Origin of the sequence: Citrobacter sp. Ce006, from assembly GCF_030336535.1 — a bacterium.
Lineage (GTDB): Bacteria > Pseudomonadota > Gammaproteobacteria > Enterobacterales > Enterobacteriaceae > Citrobacter > Citrobacter europaeus.
On the sequence record NZ_JAOWDO010000054.1, the window covers coordinates 369041 to 393557 of the forward strand.

The window sequence follows — 24517 nt, forward strand, 5'->3', positions numbered from 1 at the left end:
AGTGTACAGAAAAGCGATGAACATGAGGTGAACGGAACCTTTCTCTAAAAAAGCATATTCATTATGCTCCGCCAACCTATGTTGATCCTCAAGCGTTAACATAACGCCATTGCGCAAAATGCCGGTTTTTTTATATCTAAACAAAAGATAAAACAGTGAAAAAGCGGATTAACGCGCTGCGTTCCACTACCGCTATCTGTTCCGCACGTTAAAAATTCTGTGACGCTCCCCAGCATTCCTGGTGGAAAGCATTCCATTCTCAAAATCTATGAGCAAACTTTAGCTATTCTTATCAAACATACTCACGGGAGGCCCTACAGATGATGTCAACGCTTGCTCCACCATCTGTACTTTCCGTTCCCCAGCGCCGTTGCCAGGTGCTGCTGACCCTTTTCCTGCCGGGACAAATCGCGACTGCGCAAACCTTCAGCAGCCTCAACGGCGTGGATGATGCCACTGTTCAGGAAGATATTATTGGCGCAGGGCTTGAAATCCAGCGCTATCATCGACTCGCCATTACCACCGCGCTCAATGGCGGCTATGCGATCGAAGGGACCCCGCTAAATCAGCGTCTGTGTCTGTTGCAGTGGCTGCGCCGCGGCCTGCGGATCTGCCCAACTTTTATCGCTCAGCATTTCACGCCCACTTTAAAAATGGCGCTAAAACAACAAGGTATCGCACGTACGCTGTATGACGACACCAATCTGCATGCGCTCATTAATCTGTGTTCCCGCCGCTTGCAGAAGCCGTTTGAGTCCCGTGACATCCATTTCCTGCGCCTGTATTTACAATATTGCCTGCTGCAGCATAATGCGGGGAACACGCCGGAGTTTAATCCGCTCCAGCAACGCTGGGCGCAATCCTGCGCGGAGTACGCTCTGGCTGAGGAGATTGCCCGTCACTGGCAACGTCACGTCATGCAGAGTGCGCCGCTGGGCGAATCGCTGTTTATGGCGTTGTTGTTCTCAATGATCCGCATCCCCGACCCGATTCGCGATAATCACCAGCAGGATCGCCGCCTGCGCCTTGCTATTGCACGGCTGGTGCTGCGTTTTCGCGAATACGGCAATGTGCGCTTCAGCGATGAGCAAGGGCTGAACGATCAGCTGTATATTCATCTTGCTCAGGCACTTAACCGCAGCATGTTTGCTATCGGCATTGATAACACGTTGCCGGAGGAGTTCAGCCGACTTTATCCCCGGTTAGTTCGAACTACCCGCGAGGCGATACACGGTTTCGAAGCGGAATACGATGTCCAGTTTTCAGAAGAAGAGATCGGCCTGGTCGCCGTTATTTTCGGCGCCTGGCTGATGCAGGAGAAGGATTTGCACGAAAAGCAGATTATCCTGCTGACCGGTAGTAACGAACAACTTGAAGCGCATATAGAGCAACAGCTGCGCGAACTGACGCTGCTGCCGCTCAACGTAAAACATATGCCGATGCAGGACTTTCAAAAAGAGGGGTCGCCGCGCGGTGTAACGCTGATTATTACGCCGTACACCACGCCGCTGCCGCTGTTTTCACCCCCATTGATTCATGCGGATCTGGCGCTTACGCCGCATCAGCAGCAGCAGATCCGCAAAATCCTCGAATCATAACGTCGCAGGCTGCGCCACTACTTTCGGGCGCAGAACGATTGCCGGGAGCGCCACCAGCGCCATCACCCAGAATACGCCGCTGCCCAGATTCTGGTACAAATAACCCGCGAAAACGGTCATGATGGCGATACTGCCGCCCATCGCCACCGCGGAATACACCGCCTGCAAACGAATCACTTCGCTCCCCTGGCGTGTCGCGATATAGCGCATTGCCGCCAGGTGGCAGACGGTAAAGGTTCCACAATGGAGGATTTGCACCACGATAAGCCACGGCAGATCGGTGCTCCAGCCCATCAATCCCCAACGCGCCACGCCGCAAACGGCGGAAAGCAGCAGCAGATCGCGAGCGCTGAAGCGGCGGAACAGCTTGTGGCTGAGCGCGAAAATAATCACTTCCGCCACCACGCCTAATGACCATAAATAGCCCACCGCCGAAGCGGAGTATCCGGCAGACTGCCAGTAGATGGCGCTAAAACCGTAATAAGCGGCATGCGCGCCTTGCAACAAACTCACGCAGGCAAGAAAACGCCAGCTTTGGGTTATCAGCGCGCGCCAGGCAGGCCATCCAGCGCTCTCCTGCTGACGGTTTTCACCCGCTGGCTGCACGCTCGGGCGAATCATCATACCCAACAGCATCGAGGCGGCGCCAAGCGATAGCAGGACCAGGATCACCCGATAGTCGAACAGGCTCACCAGTTTGCCGGTCAGCGCGGAGCCGATCACAAAGGCCACGGATCCCCATAGTCGCACCCGACCGTAGTCCATGGTTATCTGTTTTTGCCAGGTGTTGGCCAGCGCGTCAGTCAGCGGTACCAGCGGTGAGAAAAACAGGTTGAAGCCGACCATCACCACCATCAGCCATGCCACGTTGGTTCCCGCCCAGAAGGCCAGCGCAAACACCAGCGTCAACAGAGCCAGAATACGTAAAGCTGAGATCAGCCGGGAGGGATCGCTCACGCGCGGCGCAATCAGCAAACTACCGAGAAAACGGGCAATCAGCCCCGCTCCGAGCAGTAAACCGATGGTCTCCGGCGTCAGCCCCCCCCCTTCGAGCCAGACGCTCCAGAAAGGCAGAAAGATACCGTAGCTAAAGAAGTAGGTGAAATAACCGAGCGCCAGCCAGCGCGTGGAATGCAAAGCCATGAATCCCTCCCGTTTGGAGGCGATAGTCTGGCGACAAACGCAGGCTGGCGCAAGAGAGCATTAACAGGCAGATAACATGATTTTTGCCCTATTCAACGCAAATTTGCATCGCAAAATGGCAGCGTTCTCCCTGCGCTAAAACCTGCAATCCCGGCTGCCCCTGCATGTTGTGGGCATTCACCGGATGCGTTTGCGGCTCCAGGCACAGGAACTCCTCACCCGACATTCTGAACAGCATCAACCACGGAGTTTGCGCTAAAATCGTGACTCTCATCACATCTCGCTGAATAACGGCCCGCCCACTCCAGCCTGAATAGCCGACGTTTAGCCAGCTATCCTCACCGTATTGCGCATGCATGAAATCCGCCGCTGACGGGATATCTCGTTGCCATTCCAGCGGCAGATGCTGCTCACCCTCCGGCCAGTAGCCGCTGCTGGAAAACTGCGCCGTGCTGTGCTTATCAAAGACGAAAAACGGATGGAACCCACAGCCATAAATCATTGGCCGCTCACCGCAGTGGGTGAGCGTCAACGAGGCGTGCAGGCTCGAGGTTTCCAGTTGATAGCAAAGCTGCGCCGTATAGTCATAACCGCAGGGATGCCAACTGCGCAACTGCAGCAGACAACCGCTTTGGGTGACGGTGATAACCTGCCAGCGTTGCAGCCAACCGTCACCGTGCAGGAAAAAGGTGTCGTCTGCGCCATGTTGAGGTAATACGATCTCTTCACCGCGCAGCATAAAACGATTTCCCGCCACCCGATTCGCGACCGGCAGCATCGGGAACAGGCCACCGTCACCGGGCTGCTGACCATGACCTTCGCGTAAAATTGCCTGTTGATGTTGTAACGAAACCAGACTTAATAGCGAACCACCCTGCGAGTCTACGCACATCTGCAGATGTGCGTTTTGTAGCGTCAGAAGCCTCTCCATTAGCGGGCGCTTCGTTGTTGGGTTGATGCGCCAACCTTCGTATGCCGCGCCGCCAGCTGTTCTTCCAGCGCTTCCAGCGTCACGCCTTTGGTTTCCGGTACATTACGCAGAACATAGATAAAGCCCATCGCACAAATCACACCGTACAGCAGGAAGCTTCCCGACGCGCCCAGACTCGCATTGAGCAGCGGGAAGGTATAGGTCAGCAGGAAGCAGGCAATCCACAGCGCCAGCGTACCCAACGACATTGCCAGCCCACGGACGCGGTTAGGGAAAATTTCAGACAGCAGCACCCAGGTCACCGGGGCCAGCGTCAGGGCATAAATAGCGATCGCCGCCAGCACCAAAACCAGAACCGGCCAGCCCATAATGCCCAACCCGTACGCCCCGGCAATCAGTATATAGATAACCGTTAATCCTGACGCACCGAACAACATCAGTTTACGACGACCAATTTTGTCCACTAACGGCAGAGCGGCCAGGGTAAAGACCAGGTTGATGATCCCTGTCGCCACGATCGATTTTAACGTACCGTTAATATCAAATCCGGCAGAGGCGAAGATCTCCTGCGCATAGTTGAAAATAACGTTGATCCCACACCACTGCTGGAACACTGCCAGCACCATGCCAATAATCACGATCGGTTTGATCTGCGGATGTAACAGCGTTGACCACGCGACCTTGTGATTATCTTTTTGCAGCGTATGTTCAATCTCTTTCAGCGTTTGCCCGGCATATTGCGCCGAACCAATGCGCTGGAGCATGGCACGAGCACGATCGACCTTGCCCGCTTTCACCAGCCAGCGCGGCGATTCAGGGACAAAAAACATCAGCACCAGGAAAATTACCGCGGGCACTAATTCAGCGCCAAACATCCAGCGCCAGCCCGTCTGACCGTTCCAACTTTCAACAATTGCTTGCTGCGTAGCGCCTGTAGCAACAGGTTCGGCAATCATCAGGTTGATAAGCTGCGCCGCCAGTACGCCAATGACGATGGTGAGCTGGTTAACGGCAACGAAGCGACCACGTTTTTCAGCCGGGCTAACCTCGGCGATATACAGCGGGCTTAGTGCGGACGCCAGACCGATCCCCACGCCGCCAACGATGCGGTAAACAATAAACATGTCGAAATTACTGGCGACGGCGGTTCCCCAGGCGGAGGCGCTAAAGAGGATCGCCGAGAGAATCAGCGGCATCTTTCGGCCAAACTTATCGGCGCACCAACCTGAAATCAACGCGCCAAAGATACAACCGACCAAAGCCGAACTCATCGCCCAGCCCGATTGCGCCGGATCGGTAATCGAGAAATAAGCTTCATAGAAGGGTTTTGCCCCGCCGATCACCACCCAGTCATAGCCAAACAGTAAACCACCGCAGGCCGCAACCAGGCAGATAGTCCAGACGTAACCAATCTTTAAATGTGTCTGCGCGTTATTCATTATGATTCCTCTTTCAGGGAAACGCAGGGGACAGTAGGTTTCGGGTGAGGTTGGCCCCACCCGTTTCGGGTGTTACTGGAAAAGCCTTACGTTAATGGCGTGACGCAGCAGCAATGCCTTGTCATGCGCCGGATTGCGTTGCAGGAGTGCGTCAAGTTCGCGCTGACAAGCGGCACTATTTCCCAACCCCAGATGCCCGAGCGCATTGATAAACAGGCAGTGTTGCTGGTGTTTTGCTTGTGCTGAGGTATCCAGCACCACCAGATCGGGTAGCGAGACGGCAAAGAAATCGACATCCGGGACGTTGTCGCGATGCGACTCTACCCATTGCAGGAAGCTATTGAACAGCGCGTCCGCCTCTGCGTTATCGCCAAGTTTTCTCTGCGCCATCCCCTGCCAGAAGAGATAGTCCACAGGCTGGTCGTTGTAGTAACGTCCGGCATCCAGTGAGCTACCCCCGCGCGTCGCGCGGGAGAAGTAGCGCTGGGATTCCTCGAAATGCCCCTGCAGTTGCGCGCAATGCCCCAGCAAATACCAGATGTCATTATCCGTTTGTCCGGGTAAACGCCCCTCTCCAAAGTTTTGCGGGTAATGCAACGCTTGTTGCAACTGCGCGATGGCGGTTTGCAGGTCACCAGACTGAACGGCAGCCAGTGCGCGATGCATCTGATTCAGCAAATATTGCCCGGTGGCTTTACCTTCACCGCCTTCCCACGGATGGAACTCGCGCTCACGTAAAACTGCCGCAGCATCGTCGTAGCGCCCCAATCCATTCCACAGACTGAGCAGTTCTACCGTCAGGTCGTCACGATGGAAGACAATCTCTTTGCTGGCTTCCAGCCGCTGCAGACGCTGCTCAGCGGGTTGCGCCATCAGCTTCTTGAGATAGTCGAGTTCAAACAAGAAACGGGCATTGTGAGGCTCCAGCGCCACGGCCTGCGACAGATACTGCATCGCCTGCTGCGCATCGTGCAGCTTGTTCCAGGCATAGATCCCCAGTAAACGGTGCACCGGCGCGAAATCCGCTTCCTGCGCAAGCGTAAACTGCCAGCAGGAAACCGCTTCGGCATAGCGCCGTTTGCTGTACCAGAAACAGCCGAGTAAATAGCGGGCAAAAGCGCTCTTTTCGAGGTTTTGCAGCATCTGCACTTCATCCAGCGTGTTGGGGAAACGTACGCGGTTTTGCAGGCATTCACGGGCACGTTCGATGAACGGTTGTGGATTGTCGCTCAGCGAGGCACGCCACAGCATCGGCAGCGTTTCCTGGCTGTCGAGCAGTTCCAGCACGCCTCGGGCAGCATCTTTTTGCCCCAAAGAGGTCAGCCAGCCTGCCAGTTCACACGCATTGGTACCGCGCCGCCCGGTAATCGAGATCAACGCAAGCGCTGTTGCCTCATCCTGGCAAATGGCCCAGCGCGCATAGTGCAGGGTATAGCTCAGCGGATAATCAACCAGCTGCTGGCGAATGTAGTCCAGAGCTTGCGCATTGCGATCAAGCTTCGCCAGCGCCAGCGCTTTCAGCCCCATTGCCAGGTTGTTACTGCCGTTAAATCGCAGGCTCTGCTCGACCTTTTCCAACGCGCCAGCGTAGTCCTGGCGCTTCATCGCCAGACGCGCTAACGACCAGAAAGCCGCATCCCGACAGTTGCCGCTCCAACTGGCCTTATAATAATTATCCCAGGCGCTGTCATCGTCGCCCTGACGTTCCTGTGCGGCGGCCAGTAGCATGCTCGCCTCGCCATCACGCGGGTTTTTATTGAGCTTATGCGCCCGTTCCAGCGCCTTGCCCGCACAATGCGCCGCCAACGCCCAGTCAGCGCGGTTTAGCGCCAGCGTCCCCAGGGCCACATTATTGCGGTAATCCAGCGGATCAACGTCCAGCGCGCGACGATAATAATCTTCAGCATAGCGGCTGGCGTGGTTATATTGCTCAAGATGCTGACCAATAAAATAGAGCTCATCGGTATTGGAAAGCGCTTCTGGCAGCGCTGGCGCGACGGCCGCCGAAGGCAGCGGTAACTCTTGCGCAATGTGCTCTTCATACTGTAAAAGCGTAGCGCCATCAGCGCCAGTGACGGTCATCGTCACCCGGGCATCGCCATTGTCTGACACCTCAGCCAACCAGCTCTGCCCCGGCTCAAGAGTGAGGGTATTTTCATAGAACGGCTGCCCGTGTGCGGCAAGCGTAACCTGAACATCGCGTAACGGCGCAATCGCATAAACGCCCACTGAAAGCTGGCCAGGCTCACGCACCAGACGAAGCGCCAACTGCGTGCTGGCGTTTTGCACCATTCCCAGCTCGCTGTAAGGCAGGAAGTTTTGCACGAAGACTTTCTCTTCGTAAGGCGCAAGCCAGGTGAAGTCCGGTTGGTTATCGGTAAAGACCCCGGTCATCAGTTCGATATACGGACCGTTGTCATCGGTGAGATTACGATCCCAGGCGACGCCAAAGTCGCCATGCCCCCAGGTCCACTGTTTTTTCCCCGGCGAAACATGGTGATCGGCCACATGCAGCAACCCACCGCGCTCGCCGTGATGCCAGGCGCCAACAAAATCATAATCTGATTTTTCAGCCATATAGGAGGTCGGCACGGGTACGTTTTTGTAGCGCGAGATATCCACGCCAGCCGAGTAGTCCACTTTGTAGTAGGTGCCGGTGGCGATGGGAAATGCAGAGACATCGCGCTTACCGTGGTCGAATACCGCCGTCACATCCGGTGGGAACACGCTCTGGTGATCGTCGCCGCCCTTCACCGCCGGGTTCGCCCACCATAAGAAGTGGCGCGGGGTAGCGTTACCGTTAAATACCTTCCCGGTTATCTCGATCAACGCGCGATCCGGATACAGCGTGAATCCGGTCATGACCTGTAAACCGCGCATAGGCTCTACCTCGCCCATCCACACGGTGTATTCGCCCTGCTCCCCCTGCTGCTGCGTAAAATCCACCGGCATAAAGGTGGTTGGGCGATGATGTTGCGGCCAGTTAAACTCAATGCCGCCGGAGATCCACGGCCCAAGCAGACCGACCAGCGCGGGTTTCACCACTTCGTTGTAGTAGACGAAGTCGCGCTGCTGCACTTTGTCATACGCGCGATGAATGCGTCCGCCTAATTCCGGCAACAGCATGATGCGAATAAAGTCATTCTCCATCCACACCGCCTGATAGTCGCGCATTTCACGTTTGCCGGTCAGCGTATCAATCACGCCGTAGGGATAAACCGCCCCAGAAGATCCCTGATAAACCCGTTTTTCCAGAAACATTGGGTTGGCATCTTCTTCACCCGCCGTCCACGTTGGGAGGGTGATCGTTTCCTGCCAGACTTTAACTGAACCGTACATGCCGCTCTCCACTCAATAAACAAAAGTAAAAATTCAACTTGACGCTATTCTGCGGCAGTTAAGTGGCGTTAAAATGCGCAATGCTCACGCAATATAGTTAAGGGAGTTAAGTAAATGCAGCGTTCGGGGTTCAACAACGCCAGGGTACGTCAGGCGAATAAACAGATTTTTCTGTCACATCTGTGGCGGGAAAAGCAGCTCAGCAAGTCACAGCTGGCGCAGCTCACCGGCCTGTCGATCCCGGCGGTTAGCAATATCCTCGAAGAGCTGATGGATGAAGGGAGAATCAGCCATTCGCGAGAAACCTTAAGCCAGCGTGGTTTGAGCAGCGGCAGTTATCATTTGCCAGAAAAAGGCGCCTGGACGCTGTGTATCAACGTCACCCCCACCAGCATCACCAGTCAACTGGCGGACGCGCGGCTGGTTGCCGTCGGTGACTGGCAGCATGAAGTCATCAACCCCGAGTCGCCAAAAGCGCTGCTGACAGCATTGGCGGCGCACTGGCGGGAATACCGTCGACAATTTCCTGATGTCACGATTAATCTGGCGCTTGGCGTTCACGGTCAGGTTGATCCGATAACCGGCGCATCAAAAACCATGCCTCAGGCCCCGTGGAAAACACCGGTGGAGATAAAGTATCTGCTGGAGGAGATGCTCGGCGTACAGGTCCGGCTGGACAATGACTGCGTGATGCTGGCACTGGCGGAAAAATGGCAAAACCCGGCGGCTAATGGTGATTTTTGCGTGATTAACGTTGATTACGGTATTGGTTCATCGTTTGTGATTAACGATAACATCTGGCGCGGCAGTCTGTACGGCAGCGGTCAGATTGGGCATACCATCATTCATCCCGATGGGGTCGCCTGTGACTGTGGCCGTTATGGCTGTCTGGAAACGGTAGCGTCCTTGAGCGCATTGAAAAAACAGGCCCGCGTGTGGATGAAATCGCAGCCGTCATCCCTTTACGACCCGGAAACGCTCACCACCGACCAGCTTATTGCTGCCTGGCAGAACGGTGATGTACGCATTCAGGCCTGGGCCGAACATGCCGCTAGCGCCATCGGGCTGAGTTTATATAACTTTTTGAATATACTGAACATTAATCAAATATGGTTGTATGGCCGTAGCTGCGCGTTTGGCGATAGCTGGCTTAATACGCTGGTGCAGCAAACCGGGTTTAACCCGTTCGATCACGGCGATAACCCGCGTGCCAGAGCGACTCAGATAAGCTTCGGTCAGCTTAACCGCGCCCAGCAACTAATGGGGATTGGCTATCTGTATGTCGAGTCACAGCTTAGCGAGCTATAGCCATTACTCCGTCAGGCTCACCGCTAAACGTTCATGTACCGTGGCGAACAAATCGGTCAATGCCGGTTTGATTGGCCCTTTTTTCCACGCCATCAGCAGGGCAATGGTCGGGACATCGCCCACACCAGGGCGAAAAACCACCTGTCCGGTATTAAAATTATTCATATAACCGGGTATCAAAGTCCCCTCCAACCCAGACCAATGCGCAGAAAGCAATCTGGTTTAACTCACAGGATGGCGTGATTATCGGGGCAGTTACGTTGAATCAGGGTCGAGAAATACGTTTATTGAGAAAATGGATTCAGGCAAAGAAAAAGCCGCCAGCGGCGGCTTTAGCGATGAAACAATCTTACTTAAGTGAATATAGCTGCCGGATAAGGTGTTTACCCCGCCATCCGGCAATCCGTATTACTTACGCGTAGACCGGGAAGCGTGCGCAGATATCCAGCACTTTACCTTTGACGCGCTCGATAACGGCTTCGTCATTGATGTTGTCCAGAACGTCACACATCCAGCCAGCCAGCTCTTTCACTTCCGCTTCTTTGAAGCCACGGCGAGTCACAGCCGGGGAACCGATACGGATACCGGAGGTCACAAACGGGCTCTTCGGATCGTTCGGCACGCTGTTTTTGTTAACGGTGATGTTAGCGCGACCCAGTGCGGCGTCAGCTTCTTTACCGGTCAGGTTTTTATCAACCAGATCCAGCAGGAACAGGTGGTTTTCAGTACCGCCAGAAACCACTTTGTAGCCACGGTTCAGGAACACTTCCACCATCGCTTTGGCGTTTTTGGCAACCTGCTGCTGGTAAACCTTGAACTCAGGCTCCATCGCTTCTTTCAGCGCCACGGCTTTCGCCGCGATCACGTGCATCAGTGGGCCGCCCTGCGCGCTTGGGAACACGGCAGAGTTCAGTTTTTTGTACAGCTCTTCGTCACCGCCTTTCGCCAGGATCAGGCCGCCGCGCGGACCCGCCAGGGTTTTGTGAGTGGTGGTGGTCACAACGTGTGCGTGTGGAACCGGGTTCGGATAAACGTCTGCGGCAATCAGGCCGGCAACGTGCGCCATGTCAACGAACAGATATGCGCCGATGCTGTCAGCGATTTCACGCATTTTTGCCCAGTCAACAACACCGGAGTATGCAGAGAAGCCACCGATGATCATCTTCGGTTTGTGCTCTTTGGCCTGCTTAGCCATGTCTTCGTAGTCAATTTTACCGGACTCATCAATACCGTAAGGGATGATGTTGTACAGTTTGCCGGAGAAGTTAACCGGGGAGCCGTGAGTCAGGTGGCCGCCTTGTGCCAGGTTCATACCCAGAACGGTATCGCCCGGTTGCAGCAGAGCAGTGTACACGGCAAAGTTAGCCTGAGAGCCGGAGTGCGGCTGGACGTTGGCGTAGTCAGCGCCAAACAGCTCTTTTGCACGATCGATAGCCAGTTGCTCAACGATATCAACGTACTCGCAACCGCCGTAGTAGCGCTTGCCCGGATAACCTTCAGCGTATTTGTTGGTCAGCTGAGAACCCTGCGCCTGCATAACACGCGGGCTGGTGTAGTTTTCGGAGGCGATCAGTTCGATGTGCTCTTCCTGACGTACTTTTTCCTGCTCCATAGCCTGCCACAGTTCGGCATCATAATCGGCAATGTTCATTTCACGCTTTAACATCCGCATCTCCTGACTCAGCTAACAAGTAAATTTTGGCCTGAAAAGGCAGTCTTCCAGGACTTCGGCCAACAGTATAACCGAATCATTCTTCGATAACAGGTCTTGACAAAGGATTTTACGCAAACGATTACCTTCACGGCACACAAGGCTTTGGAGAACAAAGGTCTGCTGAATTTCAACGGATTTCTTTTCAGGTTTGTGATGCAGATTTTTCACGATGTAACCTTTACAACGCAAAGTTACAAAGAACCATTTACAATGCAGGGGTATTTTTTATAAGATGTATTTGACATACATCATTAAAGTCTCAGATAAAGGAAGACCGTATGCTTGACGCACAAACCATCGCTACAGTGAAAGCCACCATTCCCCTGCTGGTTGAAACAGGCCCGAAGCTGACCGCCCATTTCTACGATCGCATGTTTACGCATAACCCAGAACTGAAAGAAATCTTCAACATGAGTAACCAGCGTAATGGCGATCAGCGTGAAGCGTTGTTTAATGCCATTGCCGCGTATGCCAGCAATATCGAAAACCTGGCGGCGTTGTTGCCAGCCGTTGAGAAAATCGCGCAAAAACATACCAGCTTCCAGATTAAACCGGAGCAGTACAACATCGTGGGTGGCCATTTGCTGGCAACGCTGGACGAAATGTTCAGCCCAGGTCAGGAAGTTCTGGATGCGTGGGGCAAAGCATACGGCGTGCTGGCGAACGTTTTCATCAACCGTGAAGCGCAAATCTACAGCGAAAATGCCAATAAAAATGGCGGCTGGGAAGGTACCCGTCCTTTCCGCATCGTGGCAAAAACCCCGCGTAGTGCACTCATCACCAGCTTTGAGTTTGAACCTGTCGACGGTGGCGCAGTGGCTGAATATCATCCGGGGCAATACCTGGGCGTCTGGCTGAAGCCAGAGGGTTTCCCGCATCAGGAAATTCGTCAGTACTCACTGACCCGCAAACCCGATGGCAAAGGCTATCGAATTGCCGTGAAGCGTGAAGACGGTGGTCAGGTTTCCACCTGGCTGCACAACCATGCAAATGTTGGCGACGTTGTTCACTTAGCTGCACCTGCGGGCGATTTCTTTATGAATGTCGCGACCGATACTCCTGTGTCTTTGATTTCCGCAGGCGTGGGCCAGACCCCGATGCTGGCGATGCTGGATACGCTGGCAAAAGCGCATCATACGGCGCAGGTTAACTGGTTCCACGCGGCAGAAAATGGCGATGTACACGCCTTCGCCGATGAAGTGAATGAACTGGGCAAAACGCTGCCACGCTTTAGCGCACACACCTGGTATCGTGAGCCAACCGAAGCCGATCGCGCGAAAGGTGCGTTTGATAGCGTTGGTCTGATGGATTTGAACAAACTGGAAGGCGCAATCAGCGATCCGGCGATGCAGTTTTATCTGTGCGGTCCGGTTGGCTTTATGCAGTTCGCCGCGAAGCAGTTGGTCGGTCTGGGCGTGAAAAACGAGAACATTCATTACGAATGTTTCGGCCCGCATAAAGTGTTGTAATGTATTACGCGAGCAGGCCGGATAAGGCGTTTACGCCGCCATCCGGCAACCACTCTGCCTGATGCGCTACGCTTATCAGGCCTACAAATGAACGGCGCGGCTTAGATTGCCGCGTCGTCTTCTTCGCCGGTACGGATACGAATAACACGCGCCACATCGAAGACAAAAATCTTACCGTCACCGATCTTACCGGTCTGGGCAGTACGAATAATAGTGTCAACGCAGGTATCGACGATGTCGTCGGTGACCACAATTTCAATTTTTACCTTCGGCAGAAAATCCACCATATATTCCGCACCACGGTACAACTCGGTATGGCCTTTCTGACGGCCAAACCCTTTGACTTCTGTTACAGTCATACCGGTAATGCCGACTTCTGCCAGCGCTTCGCGGACGTCGTCCAGCTTGAAGGGTTTAATAATCGCATCAATCTTTTTCATGGTTTTCCTGTCGTTTTTATCGCGTAACCGGTTGCTCACCGTATCATAAATCAGTCGTATTTACGGTGCTACTCTTTAAAGTCGTTTGCATCCAGCTCATGTCGAGAAAGCAATTTATAGAATTCGGTGCGGTTGCGCCCCGCCATTCGCGCTGCATGGGTCACATTGCCCTTGGTGATTTGCAGCAGCTTACGCAGGTAATTGAGCTCAAACTGGTTACGCGCTTCAACAAAGGTCGGCAGCGCGGTGTTCTCCCCTTCCAGCGCCTGCTCCACCAGCGCGTCGCTGATTACCGGCGAAGAGGTCAACGCCACGCACTGCTCAATCACGTTAACCAACTGACGCACGTTGCCCGGCCAGCTTGCGGTCATTAACCGTTTCATAGCATCGGTCGAAAAGGCGCGCACGAACGGTTTGTGCCGTTCAGCAGACTGACGCAGCAGATGGTTTGCCAGCAGCGGAATATCTTCCGTACGCTCGGCCAGCGCCGGGATCTTCAGGCTCACCACGTTGAGGCGATAGTACAAGTCCTCGCGAAACTCACCTCGCGCCATCGCTTTGGGTAAATCACGGTGAGTCGCGGACACGATCCGCACATCAATGTCGATATCGCGGTTACTGCCCAGCGGTCGGACTTTTCGCTCTTGCAATACGCGCAGCAATTTAACCTGCAACGGCGCGGGCATATCGCCAATCTCATCGAGAAACAGCGTCCCACCCTCCGCGGCCTGAAACAGCCCTTCACGATTGCTCACCGCACCGGTAAAAGCGCCGCGCGCATGACCAAACAGTTCGGACTCGAGCAGTTGTTCCGGCAACGCACCGCAGTTAATGGCAATAAAAGGCTTGTGGTTACGCGGGCTGGCGTTGTGAATGGCCTGGGCAAACACTTCTTTCCCGGTGCCGCTTTGGCCGTTGATCAGTACGCTTACGTCCGATTGCGCTACCATACGCGCCTGTTCCAGTAGGCGCAGCATCAGCGGACTGCGGGTGACGATGGACTCACGCCAGCTGTCATCAGCGGCAGGCGCAGACTGTTCCAGCGCCCCGTCGATCGCGTGGTACAACGCGTCTTTATCGACCGGCTTGGTGAGAAAGCTGAACACCCCTTGCTGCGTCGCCGCCACGGCGTCAGGGATGGAGCCGTGCGCGGTGAGGATAATAACCGGCATTCCTGGCTGAACTTTCTGGATTTCAGTAAACAGCTGCATGCCATCCATTTCATCCATACGCAGATCGCTAATAACCAGATCCACTTTTTCACGGTTCAGCACTCGTAACCCTTCCTGCCCACTTTCCGCGGTCACGACGCTATAACCTTCGCTGGTCAGTCGCATTCCAAGTAATTTCAACAGGCCTGGATCGTCATCCACCAGCAGCAGATGCGCGGGCTTACGGCTTATCATGGCGTGACCTCATCAGCAGACGGCGCTGCGCTTTCCTCGTTATCAGGCAGGGTGAGTTTATCGTTCCCGTGCGACGCATCGGGGTTATAGCTACCAGCAGGTTTGCGCGTGGAAAGCTGGCGTTCAATATCGGTCAGATTCTCCAGCTTGCGGGTCGTGAGATCGAGCTGGGACTGCAAATGCTGTTGCTGTTCACGCAGCGTATCAAGATCGCTGTCTGACGCTTGCTGCAGCTTGCTGTAGCGCATACGCTCTTCGGCAAGCTGCAACTGCAACGTCTGGCTGCTGCGCCAGACCTGATACAGCGGGCGAACCTGTGGCGGAATTTGCGGGCTTAATGCGTCGAGGCGCGTAACAGCCTCCCGTCTTTCAGGTGGTGTAATATTGGCGTTATCGAGCAGGATCCCGCGCCTGAAAGCCCCCTGCCAGGTATCTGGCACCATCATACTGGCTTCACTGCGCGCCTGTACCGGCATCAGGCGATTGGCGCAATCCATCGCCCGCAGCCAGTACAGCGGATTGGTGTCTGTGGGCTGACCAGACAGCGACCAGATATCGCTACAGTCGGTTGCCAGGTAGTCCGCCAGTTGATGAGGCGGAATTTTCTCCTGCGAGGGGTCGCCGATAATATGATTCACCGCGTTCGGAACGCAACCTACCAGCGCCAGGCACGGCAGGCTTGCGAGGATGACGCGGCGGAAAAAATGTCGTTTAAGCATTCGGACAACAACGTATGGCATACTCACCAGACTTAGGTTTATTTTAGTGATTTTTCGCAGCAGATAGCGGCAATTCTATGCGAAAACAAACATTTTGCGCATGGTCATCAACCAGATACAGTTTGCCCCGCATACGGCGGATGCAATCTCTGGCAATGCTCAGCCCCAACCCGCTTCCTTTTACCGCCCCTTTTCGCTGATGGCTACCCTGGAAAAAAGGCTCGAAGATCATGGCCTGTTCTGCTTCTGGAATCGGCGTGCCGGTATTCATTACATCAATGTATACCATTGAGCCATGCAAACTGCTGCGGATCCAAATGTTACCGGATTCAGCGCCGTAGTGCACCGCATTGGAATAAAGATTGTCCAGTACGCTCATTAATAGCATCGGTTCTGCCAGACAGGCGTTCACCGCAAGCGCAACATCAGTATGTATCATTTTGGCGCGAGCGGGCAGGCTGTGCGCAGAAACAACGCTTTCCACCAGCGGCGCGATTTCCACACTTTCAAGCTCAACCTCGTCATCCGCCAGCTTGCGGTTGTAATCAAGAAGCTGTTCAATCAGCTTTTGCAGGTTGCGGCTACTGTCATCGAGAATACCGACCACCTCTTTTTGCTCCGGCGTTAACGGTCCAACCACCTGATCGGCTAACAGTTCGGTCCCTTCACGCATGCTCGCCAACGGCGTTTTCAATTCATGGGAAAGATGGCGTAAAAACTGATGCCGTTGCGACTCAAGCCAGGAAAGACGTTCGCTCAGCCAGATAATGCGCTGCCCCACGGAACGCAGCTCCCGGGGGCCGGTAAATAATACGCTATCGCCCAGCGAGCGCCCTTCTCCCAGACGATTAATCATTTTTTCTATGCCCTTCACCGGACCGATTATCATGCGGGTAAACAGCAACACCATCGCCAGGCTGACCAGAAACAGCACCAGTGCCTGCCAGCCAAAGAACTGCCCACGTTCGGCTATTTCCTGCTGGAGCTGCTGCCCACGAGAAAAGACGACGGTGCGCGTCGCTTGTACCATGTCGGTGTTGGCACTGGCGAACGCTTCCAGCCGCGCGGCCGCCACACTGTCAGGACCGCTGTTATTGCACTGCAACTGCGCAAGATCGTTAATGTCCTGTCGCAGTGCCTGGTAAAGCTTGGTGTCTGGCAACACGCCCGCATGCGCATCCAGCATGTCGCTGTAGCGTTTACGCTGACTCTGATAAACCTTCGCCAGCGTTGGGTCATCCAGCACACAATATTGCCGGTAGCTACGCTCCATCTCCAGCGCGGCATTGGTCATCGCTTCGCTGCGTCTGGCGTCAATCAGCGTGGTGCGGTTCGTCAGCGCCGCCTGCGCGCTCAGGGCATTCAGACTTTGCCACGCCTGCCAGGCCAAAACTAATAACGGCAGCAGGATAAGCAAAAATGCCAACGTCACCAATTGACGTAAAGATCGGGGGAAAACTGACCAGCGCTTCAAGGCGTTACTCTCAATGGACAGGAATAGGTTGATGCTAACTGAGGGGAACGCCAGATACAACAAAGCCGGGATCAACCCGGCTTTGTTGTGAAATAAGGCGGTGCCTAACTCGACGTTTCGCCCGAAGGTTGATATGAGCAACGCTAATATCAGATGTTGGACGGCAGGCACCTTGTTGTGCGTCATTCGAAGTTTATGTAGCACGTCCCGAAGGGGCTGACATAAGAAGGTGAATGAGCCACTGAGCGATATTATGCAGCATCTGTGCCAATATTCAAAACACTTTATTAACACAATGATAAATATGGAAAATGTGATTATTCATATGAAAAATGATTTTGGCTGTTTTTTACGCTTTATGTCGCCAATCAGCAACACCTGTAGCACTTAAAAACAAATTCATTTTAAATCAAATAATTAAATGTCTCTTTTTGGCGACAGCTCAACCCCACCCATGTCGGGATTTCCCGACACTTTTTTTGCGGCGTAAGCGCTGAGTTTATTGCCGGATGGCAACAAAAGCGCCTTATCCAGCCTACAACACAAAAAAGCCCCTCACGGAGAGGGGCTTGATGACGATTGAACTAATTAGCCGAGCTGTTTACGCGCGTTGCGGAAGATACGCATCCACGGGCTGTCCTCGCCCCAGTTTTCCGGATGCCAGGAGTTGCTCACGGTACGGAACACGCGTTCCGGGTGCGGCATCATAATAGTGACGCGACCATTTTCTGTGGTAACGGCTGTAATACCGTTTGGCGAACCGTTCGGGTTAGCCGGATAGGTCTCGGTCACCTTACCGAAGTTATCAACATAGCGCAGCGCCACCAGACCTTTGCTCTCAAGCTGAGCCAGATGCGCGCCGTCACGCACTTCCACACGACCTTCACCGTGAGAAACGGCAATCGGCATCATCGAACCCACCATATCGGCAAGCAGTAAAGACGGGCTTTGCGTCACTTCGACCAGGCTGAAGCGCGCTTCAAAGCGGTCGGAATGGTTACGCACAAAACGCGGCCACAGGTCGCTTCCCGGGATCAGTTCACGCAGGTTAGACATCATCTGACAACCGTTACATACCCCAAGCGCCAGCGTTTGCGGACGATGGAAGAAGGTTTCGAACTCATCACGGACGCGGTTATTGAACAGAATCGATTTCGCCCAACCTTCCCCTGCGCCGAGTACATCGCCGTAAGAGAAACCGCCGCAGGCTACCAGCGCCTGGAAGTTACCCAGACCGATGCGTCCGCCCAACAGGTCACTCATATGCACATCGATGGCGTCAAAGCCCGCACGGTGGAAGGCTGCCGCCATTTCAACGTGGGAGTTCACGCCCTGCTCACGTAGTACGGCCACTTTTGGACGCGCACCGGTGGCGATGTACGGCGCGGCAACATCTTCGTTGATATCAAACGACAGTTTAACGTTGAGGCCTGGATCGGCATCGTTAGTTTTAGCGTCATGTTCCTGATCGGCACACTCAGGGTTATCGCGCAGACGCTGCATCTGCCAGGTGGTTTCCGCCCACCACATACGAAGCTGTGTGCGGCTTTCGCTGAACACATTCTGACCATTGGCGCTCAGAGTGAAACGATCACCCGTTACCGCCTGACCAAGATAGTGCACGCAATCCGCCAGCCCGTGAGCAGCCAGAGTCGCTTCTACCGCTTCACGCTCAGCAGCGCGAACCTGGATAACCGCGCCCAGCTCTTCGTTAAACAGCGCCGCCAGACGATCGTCGCCCAGAGTGCTGATATCAACCTCAATACCGCAGTGCCCGGCGAAGGCCATTTCAGCCAGCGTCACCAGCAGCCCACCGTCGGAACGGTCATGGTAGGCCAGCAGCTTACGCGCAGCAACCAGCGCCTGAATCGCGTCGTAGAAGCCTTTCAGTTGCTCAACGTTACGCACATCGGCAGGCTTATCGCCCAGTTGACGGTAAACCTGCGCCAGTGCCGTAGCCCCCAGCGCATTATTACCGAGACCGAGGTCAATCAGCAGCAGGGCATTGTCTTCGGTAGAGAGTTGCGGGGTAATAGTGTGGCGCACGTCTTCCACGCGGGCAAAGGCGGTGATCACCAGCGACAGTGGTGAGGTCATTTCACGCTGTTCATTACCTTGCTGCCAGCGGGTTTTCATCGACATAGAGTCTTTGCCCACCGGAATGGTCAGGCCAAGCGCCGGACATAATTCTTCCCCAACGGCTTTTACCGCTTCGTACAGGCCGGCATCTTCACCAGGATGACCCGCAGCCGCCATCCAGTTAGCCGAAAGTTTAATGCGTTTGATATCGCCAATCTGCGTTGCAGCAATGTTGGTCAGCGCTTCACCTACCGCCAGACGCGCAGAGGCCGAGAAATCCAGTAATGCAACCGGCGCACGCTCGCCGAGAGACATCGCTTCACCGTAATAACTATCCAGGCTTGCGGTAGTGACCGCGCAGTTGGCGACCGGAATCTGCCACGGACCAACCATCTGGTCACGCGCCACCATGCCGGTAACGGTACGGTCGCCGATAGTCACGAGGAACGTTTTCTCTGCAACAGTCGGCAGATGCAGCACGCGGTTAACCGCATCTGCAATCGAGATTTCGCCACGATTCAGGGCATCGCCTTTGGCTTTCAGCGTCTGCACATCGCGGGTCATCTTCGGCGTTTTACCCAGCAGCACATCGAGCGGCATGTCGATCGGCTGGTTGTTGAAGTGGCTGTCGCTGAGCGTGAGATGCTGTTCTTCGGTGGCTTCACCGATCACCGCATACGGCGCGCGCTCACGCTTACACAGTTCATCAAACAGCGGCAACTGGTCGGCGGCAACCGCCAGCACGTAGCGCTCCTGGGATTCGTTGCACCAGATTTCCAGCGGGCTCATGCCCGGCTCGTCGCTAAGAATATCGCGCAGTTGGAACTTACCGCCGCGACCGCCATCACTGACCAGCTCCGGCATAGCGTTAGACAGGCCGCCCGCGCCCACGTCGTGGATAAACAGGATCGGGTTCGCATCGCCCATCTGCCAGCAGCGGTCGATAACTTCCTGGCAACGACGTTCCATCTCAGGGTTGTCACGCTGCACGGAAGCGAAATCCAGATCGGCATCAGACTGGCCGGAAGCCATAGAGGAAGCAGCCCCGCCGCCAAGACCGATGTTCATCTCCGGACCGCCAAGGACGATAAGCTTAGCGCCAACGACGATCTCACCTTTCTGCACGTGATCGGCGCGGATGTTACCGATCCCGCCCGCCAGCATGATCGGTTTATGGTAGCCGCGCAGCTCTTCGCCGTTGTGGCTGTTCACTTTCTCTTCATAGGTACGGAAGTAGCCGGTCAGCGCCGGGCGACCAAACTCGTTGTTAAACGCCGCGCCGCCCAGTGGCCCTTCGGTCATGATATCCAGCGCGGTAACAATACGGTCCGGCTTACCAAAGTCTTCTTCCCACGGCTGTTCAAAGCCAGGAATACGCAGGTTGGAAACGGAGAAGCCCACCAGCCCGGCTTTCGGTTTTGCACCGCGACCCGTTGCGCCCTCGTCGCGGATTTCACCGCCGGATCCGGTTGCCGCGCCCGGCCACGGAGAGATAGCCGTCGGGTGGTTGTGAGTTTCAACCTTCATCAGTATGTGGGCTGGCTCCTGATGGAAATCGTAGCGACCCGTTTTGTGGTCGGCAAAATAGCGGCCCACTTCGGAACCTTCCATTACCGCGGCGTTGTCTTTATAGGCAGACAGAACGTGGTCCGGCGTGGTTTCGAATGTATTTTTGATCATCTTGAACAGCGACTTCGGCTGCTGTTTACCGTCGATGATCCAGTCGGCGTTGAAAATCTTGTGGCGACAGTGCTCGGAGTTGGCCTGCGCAAACATGTACAGTTCAATGTCGTTCGGGTTGCGCCCCAGTTTGGTGAACGCATCCTGCAGATAGTCGATTTCGTCTTCCGCCAGCGCCAGACCCAGACGCAGGTTAGCGTCGATCAGCGCCTGGCGTCCCTCACCCAGCAAATCAACGCTGGAAACCGGCGCAGGCTGATGATGAACAAACAGTTTTTCGGCATCGTTCAATGCAGAAAAAACCGTTTCCATCATGCGGTCGTGCAGTTCATCGGCAACCATCTGCCATTGCTCAGCGGTCAGCGTCGAGGCTTCGACATACCAGGCAATACCACGTTCCAGACGGCTAATCTGTTGTAGGCCGCAGTTATGGGCAATATCAGTCGCTTTAGAAGACCACGGGGAGATGGTGCCGGGGCGAGGGGTAACCAGCAGCAGTTTGCCTTCAGGGGCGTGGCTGTGCAGAGCAGGACCATATTTCAGCAGGCGTGCAAGCTGAGCGTGCTCATCCTCATTCAACGGTGCATTCAGATCGGCAAAATGGACGTACTCGGCGTAAATATTGTGGACCTGGAGGTTGGCAGCCTGAAAACGTGCCAGCAGTTTGTTAATACGGAATGCAGACAGTGCAGGTGAACCACGCAGAATTTCCATCATAAGTCTCTCGTCTTCTAAGCTTTCGGTGTGCCCAAGTGGGGAAACGGGCGTCATTATAAAGAATCTACCGCGCCGACGAAACCGTTTGCGTCGAAATAAAATCACGACCTTCTCTTATCATCAAATGCGGTCTGGTTTCTGAATAAGTTGCCAACTGACGCAAGTTTAAGCAAAATGCCGCTCATTAATGACGATTTCACTTCTTAATCAACACCACAGCAGGCAGAGACAACGTACGGTTCAGAGAATTAACTAATTGAAAAAATTAAAGATTAATTATCTGTTCATCGGCATATTAACGCTGTTGTTGGCAGCGGCCCTCTGGCCATCAATTCCCTGGTTCGGTAAAGCCGAAAATCGTATCGCCGCCATTCAGTCGCGGGGAGAGCTGCGCGTCAGTACCATCGACTCACCATTAACTTACGCGACCCTCAACGGCAAAAAATTCGGTCTGGATTATGAACTGGCCCAGGAGTTCGCCAACTACTTAGGCGTGAAGTTAAAAGTCACCGTGCGCCAGAATATCAGCCAGCTTTTTGACGACCTCGATAACGGTAATGCCGATCTGTTAGCCGCAGGCCTGGTCTATAACAGCGAACGGGTGAAAAATTATCAGCCCGGCCCGACCTATTATTCGGTTTCACAACAGTTGGTGTATCGGGTTGGGCAATACCGCCCACGCACGCTTGCCACCGTGAACGAAAATCAACTGACCATCGCCCCGGGGCACGTGGTGGTTAACGATCTCCAGTTGCTTAAAGAGAAAAAATTCCCCGAGCTGAGCTGGAAGGTTGACGACAAAAAGGGCACGACTGAACTGCTTGATGATGTTATCGCCGGAAAGCTGGATTACACCATTGCCGATTCCGTCGCCATCAGCTTATACCAACGCGTACACCCTGAGCTGGCCGTGGCGTTGGACGTCTCTGACGAACAGCCGGTGACCTGGTTTAGTCGTCTGGACGATGACAATACGCTTTCTGCCGCCCTGCTGGATTTCTTCAACACCATGAATGAAGACGGTTCTCTGGCACGGCTGGAAGAGAAATATCTCGGGCATGGCGATGATTTTGACTATGTTGATACCCGCACCTTTTTGCGCGCCGTAGACAGCGTGTTGCCAGACCTTAAGCCGCTGTTTGAGAAATATGCGCAAGAGATAGACTGGCGACTGCTCGCCGCTATCTCGTATCAGGAATCACACTGGGACGCGCAGGCCACATCCCCAACCGGCGTACGCGGACTGATGATGCTGACCAAAAATACTGCTCAAAGTCTCGGGCTGACCGACCGTACAGATGCTGAACAAAGCATTAGCGGCGGCGCGCGATATTTGCAGGACATGATGAGTAAAGTGCCGGATACTGTCCCCGAAGGGGAACGCATCTGGTTTGCGCTCGCAGCCTATAACATGGGTTATGCGCACATGCTGGATGCACGGGCGCTGACGGTGAAAACCAAAGGCAATCCGAATAGCTGGTCCGACGTAAAACAACGACTGCCGTTGCTCAGCCAAAAGCCGTATTACAACAAGCTGACTTATGGTTATGCGCGCGGCCACGAAGCCTACGCCTATGTAGAAAACATCCGTAAATACCAGATTAGCCTGGTGGGGTATCTGCAGGAGAAAGAGAAACAGGCGCTGGAAACGCAGCAACTGGCGCAAGATTACCCGGCTGTAACACCAGCAGAGCTATTAGGTAAAGATGAATTCCCGCTTTCGGCGTTTCTGTCTCAGACGTCGTCAAACTACCTGTCGCACTCGCCTTCCCTGCTGTTTTCACCGCAGAAAAAAGAGGGTAAGTAGTCCTGGTGGCCTGATAAGCGCAGCGTCATCAGGCAATCAGAGCGACATTTACAAACTGGCGGATTTTTTCAGGGCTTTAATTTCCTGACGACGCATGCGGAAGAAATCACTGAGCAGCGTGGCGCATTCATCCCGTAGCACTCCTTCGGTTACTTCCACCCGGTGATTCATTCCAGGGTGATGCAGCACATCCATTAATGACCCGGCAGCTCCGGTTTTCGCATCGCGCGCGCCATAAACGACCCGCCCAATACGACTGTGCACCATCGCGCCAGCGCACATCACGCACGGTTCCAGAGTGACGTACAGCGTGGCATCCAACAGCCGGTAATTTTGCAGCACCAGGCCACCCTGACGCAGCGCCATAATTTCAGCGTGGGCAGTCGGATCATGGTGACCAATCGGACGGTTCCAGCCTTCGCCAATCACACGGTTGTTATGTACCAATACCGCGCCCACCGGGACTTCACGCTCATCCCAGGCACGCTTAGCCAGCGTTAAAGCATGACGCATCCAGTATTCGTGACTAAATTCAACTTCAGACAAAGAGGTTACTCCACCAATAAAAGCGGACGCATTATACCCGTCATGCTTTAAATTGCATGTGCGTTGGCTTCATTCGAGTTGTTGCAGTTCTCCGCGCGGCGTGACGCGCCAGCGGTGCTGGCAAAAAGAGAGCAGCGGATTGTCCTGATTACTGTCGCTGTAGCCACTGTATAGCTGTAACGGCGCGCCAATGTGGCGTTCAAGCTGCGTCACTTTCTCATGGCCCAGGCAGCGCAGAGGCAACACCCACCCGCCGTATCCCCGCGCCATTTTGCTGGCGATCAGATTGACACGCGGTAACCACGGCGTGTCGAAGTAAACCTGCTCGACCAGTGACTGCGGGGAGCCTGTGATAAGCCAGATATCAGCGTCAGAGCTTAACAGGTAAGTTGTCAGCCGCTGTTGCACGAGCGGAAACGCCGTCACGTTACCGCGAAACCAGCGCACAAAATCGGCCTGATGCGCTTTCAGACGCGCCTCGCTACGACCAAATGTGCATCCCCACAGCAGCAGGCTCATTGGCCAGCGCGCGGCGCGTCCTTTTATCAACAACGCCAGCGCAATCACCGGTAACAAAGGTAGCACAAGCAGCGCATTCAGCGGCTGGCGTCGCAGCAGATAACGAATGAAACTACCGAACATATCCTGCTGGTGTAACGTGCCATCTAAATCAAAAAAGACAACGCGGCGCTGGTGATTGGTCAAACC

Annotated in this window: 16 protein-coding genes and 2 pseudogenes; 5 read left to right on the plus strand and 13 right to left on the minus strand. The window is 54.5% G+C overall.

The features are described 5' to 3' along the window. The first annotated feature begins 320 nt into the window (after window positions 1-320). The gene (csiE, locus tag OGV94_RS03280) at window positions 321-1598 is read left to right on the plus strand and encodes a stationary phase inducible protein CsiE (RefSeq protein ID WP_172863252.1); all 1278 of its coding nucleotides are present in this window, start codon (window positions 321-323) and stop codon (window positions 1596-1598) included. Here the strand turns inward: csiE and OGV94_RS03285 are convergent. The 4 genes from OGV94_RS03285 to OGV94_RS03300 form a co-directional block, all read right to left on the minus strand. After that, on the minus strand, window positions 1593-2741 hold the full coding sequence (locus tag OGV94_RS03285; RefSeq protein WP_286522576.1) for a 3-phenylpropionate MFS transporter: 1149 nt from the start codon (window positions 2739-2741) through the stop codon (window positions 1593-1595). The genes csiE and OGV94_RS03285 overlap by 6 nt on opposite strands. A gap of 88 nt (window positions 2742-2829) precedes the next feature. After that, window positions 2830-3672, minus strand: a complete 843-nt coding sequence (locus tag OGV94_RS03290) for an aldose 1-epimerase (protein WP_172863254.1) — start codon at window positions 3670-3672, stop codon at window positions 2830-2832. Beyond that, window positions 3672-5111 carry a sugar porter family MFS transporter gene (locus OGV94_RS03295; protein WP_075145820.1) on the minus strand — a complete coding sequence of 480 codons (1440 nt, stop codon included), beginning with the start codon at window positions 5109-5111 and terminating at the stop codon, window positions 3672-3674. Before OGV94_RS03295 ends, OGV94_RS03290 begins: the two co-directional genes overlap by 1 nt. A 72-nt stretch (window positions 5112-5183) precedes the next feature. Next, window positions 5184-8450 carry a DUF5107 domain-containing protein gene (locus OGV94_RS03300; protein ID WP_286522581.1) on the minus strand — a complete coding sequence of 1089 codons (3267 nt, stop codon included), beginning with the start codon at window positions 8448-8450 and terminating at the stop codon, window positions 5184-5186. Window positions 8451-8564: 114 nt separating this feature from the next. On the opposite strand from OGV94_RS03300, the gene OGV94_RS03305 reads away from it, so the two are divergent. Then, the gene (locus OGV94_RS03305) at window positions 8565-9758 is read left to right on the plus strand and encodes an ROK family transcriptional regulator (RefSeq protein WP_047409478.1); all 1194 of its coding nucleotides are present in this window, start codon (window positions 8565-8567) and stop codon (window positions 9756-9758) included. Window positions 9759-9761: 3 nt separating this feature from the next. On the opposite strand, the pseudogene OGV94_RS03310 reads toward OGV94_RS03305, so the two are convergent. Further along, a pseudogene (locus OGV94_RS03310) lies at window positions 9762-9953 on the minus strand (transcriptional regulator); the annotation flags it as partial. An 11-nt stretch (window positions 9954-9964) separates the two neighbouring features. On the opposite strand from OGV94_RS03310, the pseudogene OGV94_RS03315 reads away from it, so the two are divergent. Beyond that, window positions 9965-10180: pseudogene (locus OGV94_RS03315) on the plus strand (oxidoreductase C-terminal domain-containing protein); the annotation flags it as partial. Here the strand turns inward: OGV94_RS03315 and glyA are convergent. Beyond that, window positions 10171-11424, minus strand: coding sequence for a serine hydroxymethyltransferase (glyA, locus tag OGV94_RS03320; protein ID WP_043017209.1), 1254 nt, complete (start codon window positions 11422-11424; stop codon window positions 10171-10173). The pseudogene OGV94_RS03315 and the gene glyA overlap by 10 nt on opposite strands. A gap of 326 nt (window positions 11425-11750) precedes the next feature. Here glyA and hmpA point away from each other — a divergent pair, with 326 nt between their 5' ends. After that, entirely contained in the window at window positions 11751-12941 is a 1191-nt protein-coding gene (gene hmpA, locus OGV94_RS03325; protein WP_043017210.1) for an NO-inducible flavohemoprotein, read from the plus strand. Between the two features lie 101 nt (window positions 12942-13042). Here hmpA and glnB read toward each other — a convergent pair whose 3' ends face one another. The 5 genes from glnB to purL all read right to left on the minus strand — a co-directional run bounded on the left by glnB (window position 13043) and on the right by purL (window position 21456). After that, window positions 13043-13381, minus strand: a complete 339-nt coding sequence (glnB, locus tag OGV94_RS03330) for a nitrogen regulatory protein P-II (RefSeq protein ID WP_002914032.1) — start codon at window positions 13379-13381, stop codon at window positions 13043-13045. A 68-nt stretch (window positions 13382-13449) separates the two neighbouring features. After that, the gene (gene glrR, locus OGV94_RS03335; protein WP_338031254.1) at window positions 13450-14784 is read right to left on the minus strand and encodes a two-component system response regulator GlrR; all 1335 of its coding nucleotides are present in this window, start codon (window positions 14782-14784) and stop codon (window positions 13450-13452) included. Further along, window positions 14784-15527, minus strand: a complete 744-nt coding sequence (gene qseG / locus OGV94_RS03340; RefSeq protein ID WP_043017211.1) for a two-component system QseEF-associated lipoprotein QseG — start codon at window positions 15525-15527, stop codon at window positions 14784-14786. Before qseG ends, glrR begins: the two co-directional genes overlap by 1 nt. A gap of 22 nt (window positions 15528-15549) precedes the next feature. Next, window positions 15550-16980, minus strand: coding sequence for a two component system sensor histidine kinase QseE/GlrK (gene qseE / locus OGV94_RS03345; protein ID WP_105179687.1), 1431 nt, complete (start codon window positions 16978-16980; stop codon window positions 15550-15552). 588 nt (window positions 16981-17568) lie between these two features. Further along, the gene (purL, locus tag OGV94_RS03350) at window positions 17569-21456 is read right to left on the minus strand and encodes a phosphoribosylformylglycinamidine synthase (RefSeq protein WP_286522584.1); all 3888 of its coding nucleotides are present in this window, start codon (window positions 21454-21456) and stop codon (window positions 17569-17571) included. Window positions 21457-21712: 256 nt separating this feature from the next. On the opposite strand from purL, the gene mltF reads away from it, so the two are divergent. Further along, on the plus strand, window positions 21713-23263 hold the full coding sequence (mltF, locus tag OGV94_RS03355; protein ID WP_087052427.1) for a membrane-bound lytic murein transglycosylase MltF: 1551 nt from the start codon (window positions 21713-21715) through the stop codon (window positions 23261-23263). Window positions 23264-23311: 48 nt separating this feature from the next. Here mltF and tadA read toward each other — a convergent pair whose 3' ends face one another. Together tadA and yfhb are read right to left on the minus strand one after the other, a co-directional pair. Then, window positions 23312-23827: a tRNA adenosine(34) deaminase TadA gene (tadA, locus tag OGV94_RS03360; protein WP_286522597.1), complete on the minus strand. Its 516-nt coding sequence runs from the start codon at window positions 23825-23827 to the stop codon at window positions 23312-23314. Between the two features lie 51 nt (window positions 23828-23878). Further along, window positions 23879-24514, minus strand: a complete 636-nt coding sequence (gene yfhb, locus OGV94_RS03365) for a phosphatidylglycerophosphatase C (protein ID WP_043017216.1) — start codon at window positions 24512-24514, stop codon at window positions 23879-23881. Window positions 24515-24517: the final 3 nt, after the last annotated feature.

Coding starts and splice junctions, on each gene's coding strand:
- csiE (WP_172863252.1), top strand. CDS start 321: ATGATGTCAACGCTTGCTCCACCATCTGTACTTTCCGTTCCCCAGCGC.
- OGV94_RS03285 (WP_286522576.1), bottom strand. CDS start 2,741: ATGGCTTTGCATTCCACGCGCTGGCTGGCGCTCGGTTATTTCACCTAC.
- OGV94_RS03290 (WP_172863254.1), bottom strand. CDS start 3,672: ATGGAGAGGCTTCTGACGCTACAAAACGCACATCTGCAGATGTGCGTA.
- OGV94_RS03295 (WP_075145820.1), bottom strand. CDS start 5,111: ATGAATAACGCGCAGACACATTTAAAGATTGGTTACGTCTGGACTATC.
- OGV94_RS03300 (WP_286522581.1), bottom strand. CDS start 8,450: ATGTACGGTTCAGTTAAAGTCTGGCAGGAAACGATCACCCTCCCAACG.
- OGV94_RS03305 (WP_047409478.1), top strand. CDS start 8,565: ATGCAGCGTTCGGGGTTCAACAACGCCAGGGTACGTCAGGCGAATAAA.
- glyA (WP_043017209.1), bottom strand. CDS start 11,424: ATGTTAAAGCGTGAAATGAACATTGCCGATTATGATGCCGAACTGTGG.
- hmpA (WP_043017210.1), top strand. CDS start 11,751: ATGCTTGACGCACAAACCATCGCTACAGTGAAAGCCACCATTCCCCTG.
- glnB (WP_002914032.1), bottom strand. CDS start 13,381: ATGAAAAAGATTGATGCGATTATTAAACCCTTCAAGCTGGACGACGTC.
- qseG (WP_043017211.1), bottom strand. CDS start 15,527: ATGCCATACGTTGTTGTCCGAATGCTTAAACGACATTTTTTCCGCCGC.
- purL (WP_286522584.1), bottom strand. CDS start 21,456: ATGATGGAAATTCTGCGTGGTTCACCTGCACTGTCTGCATTCCGTATT.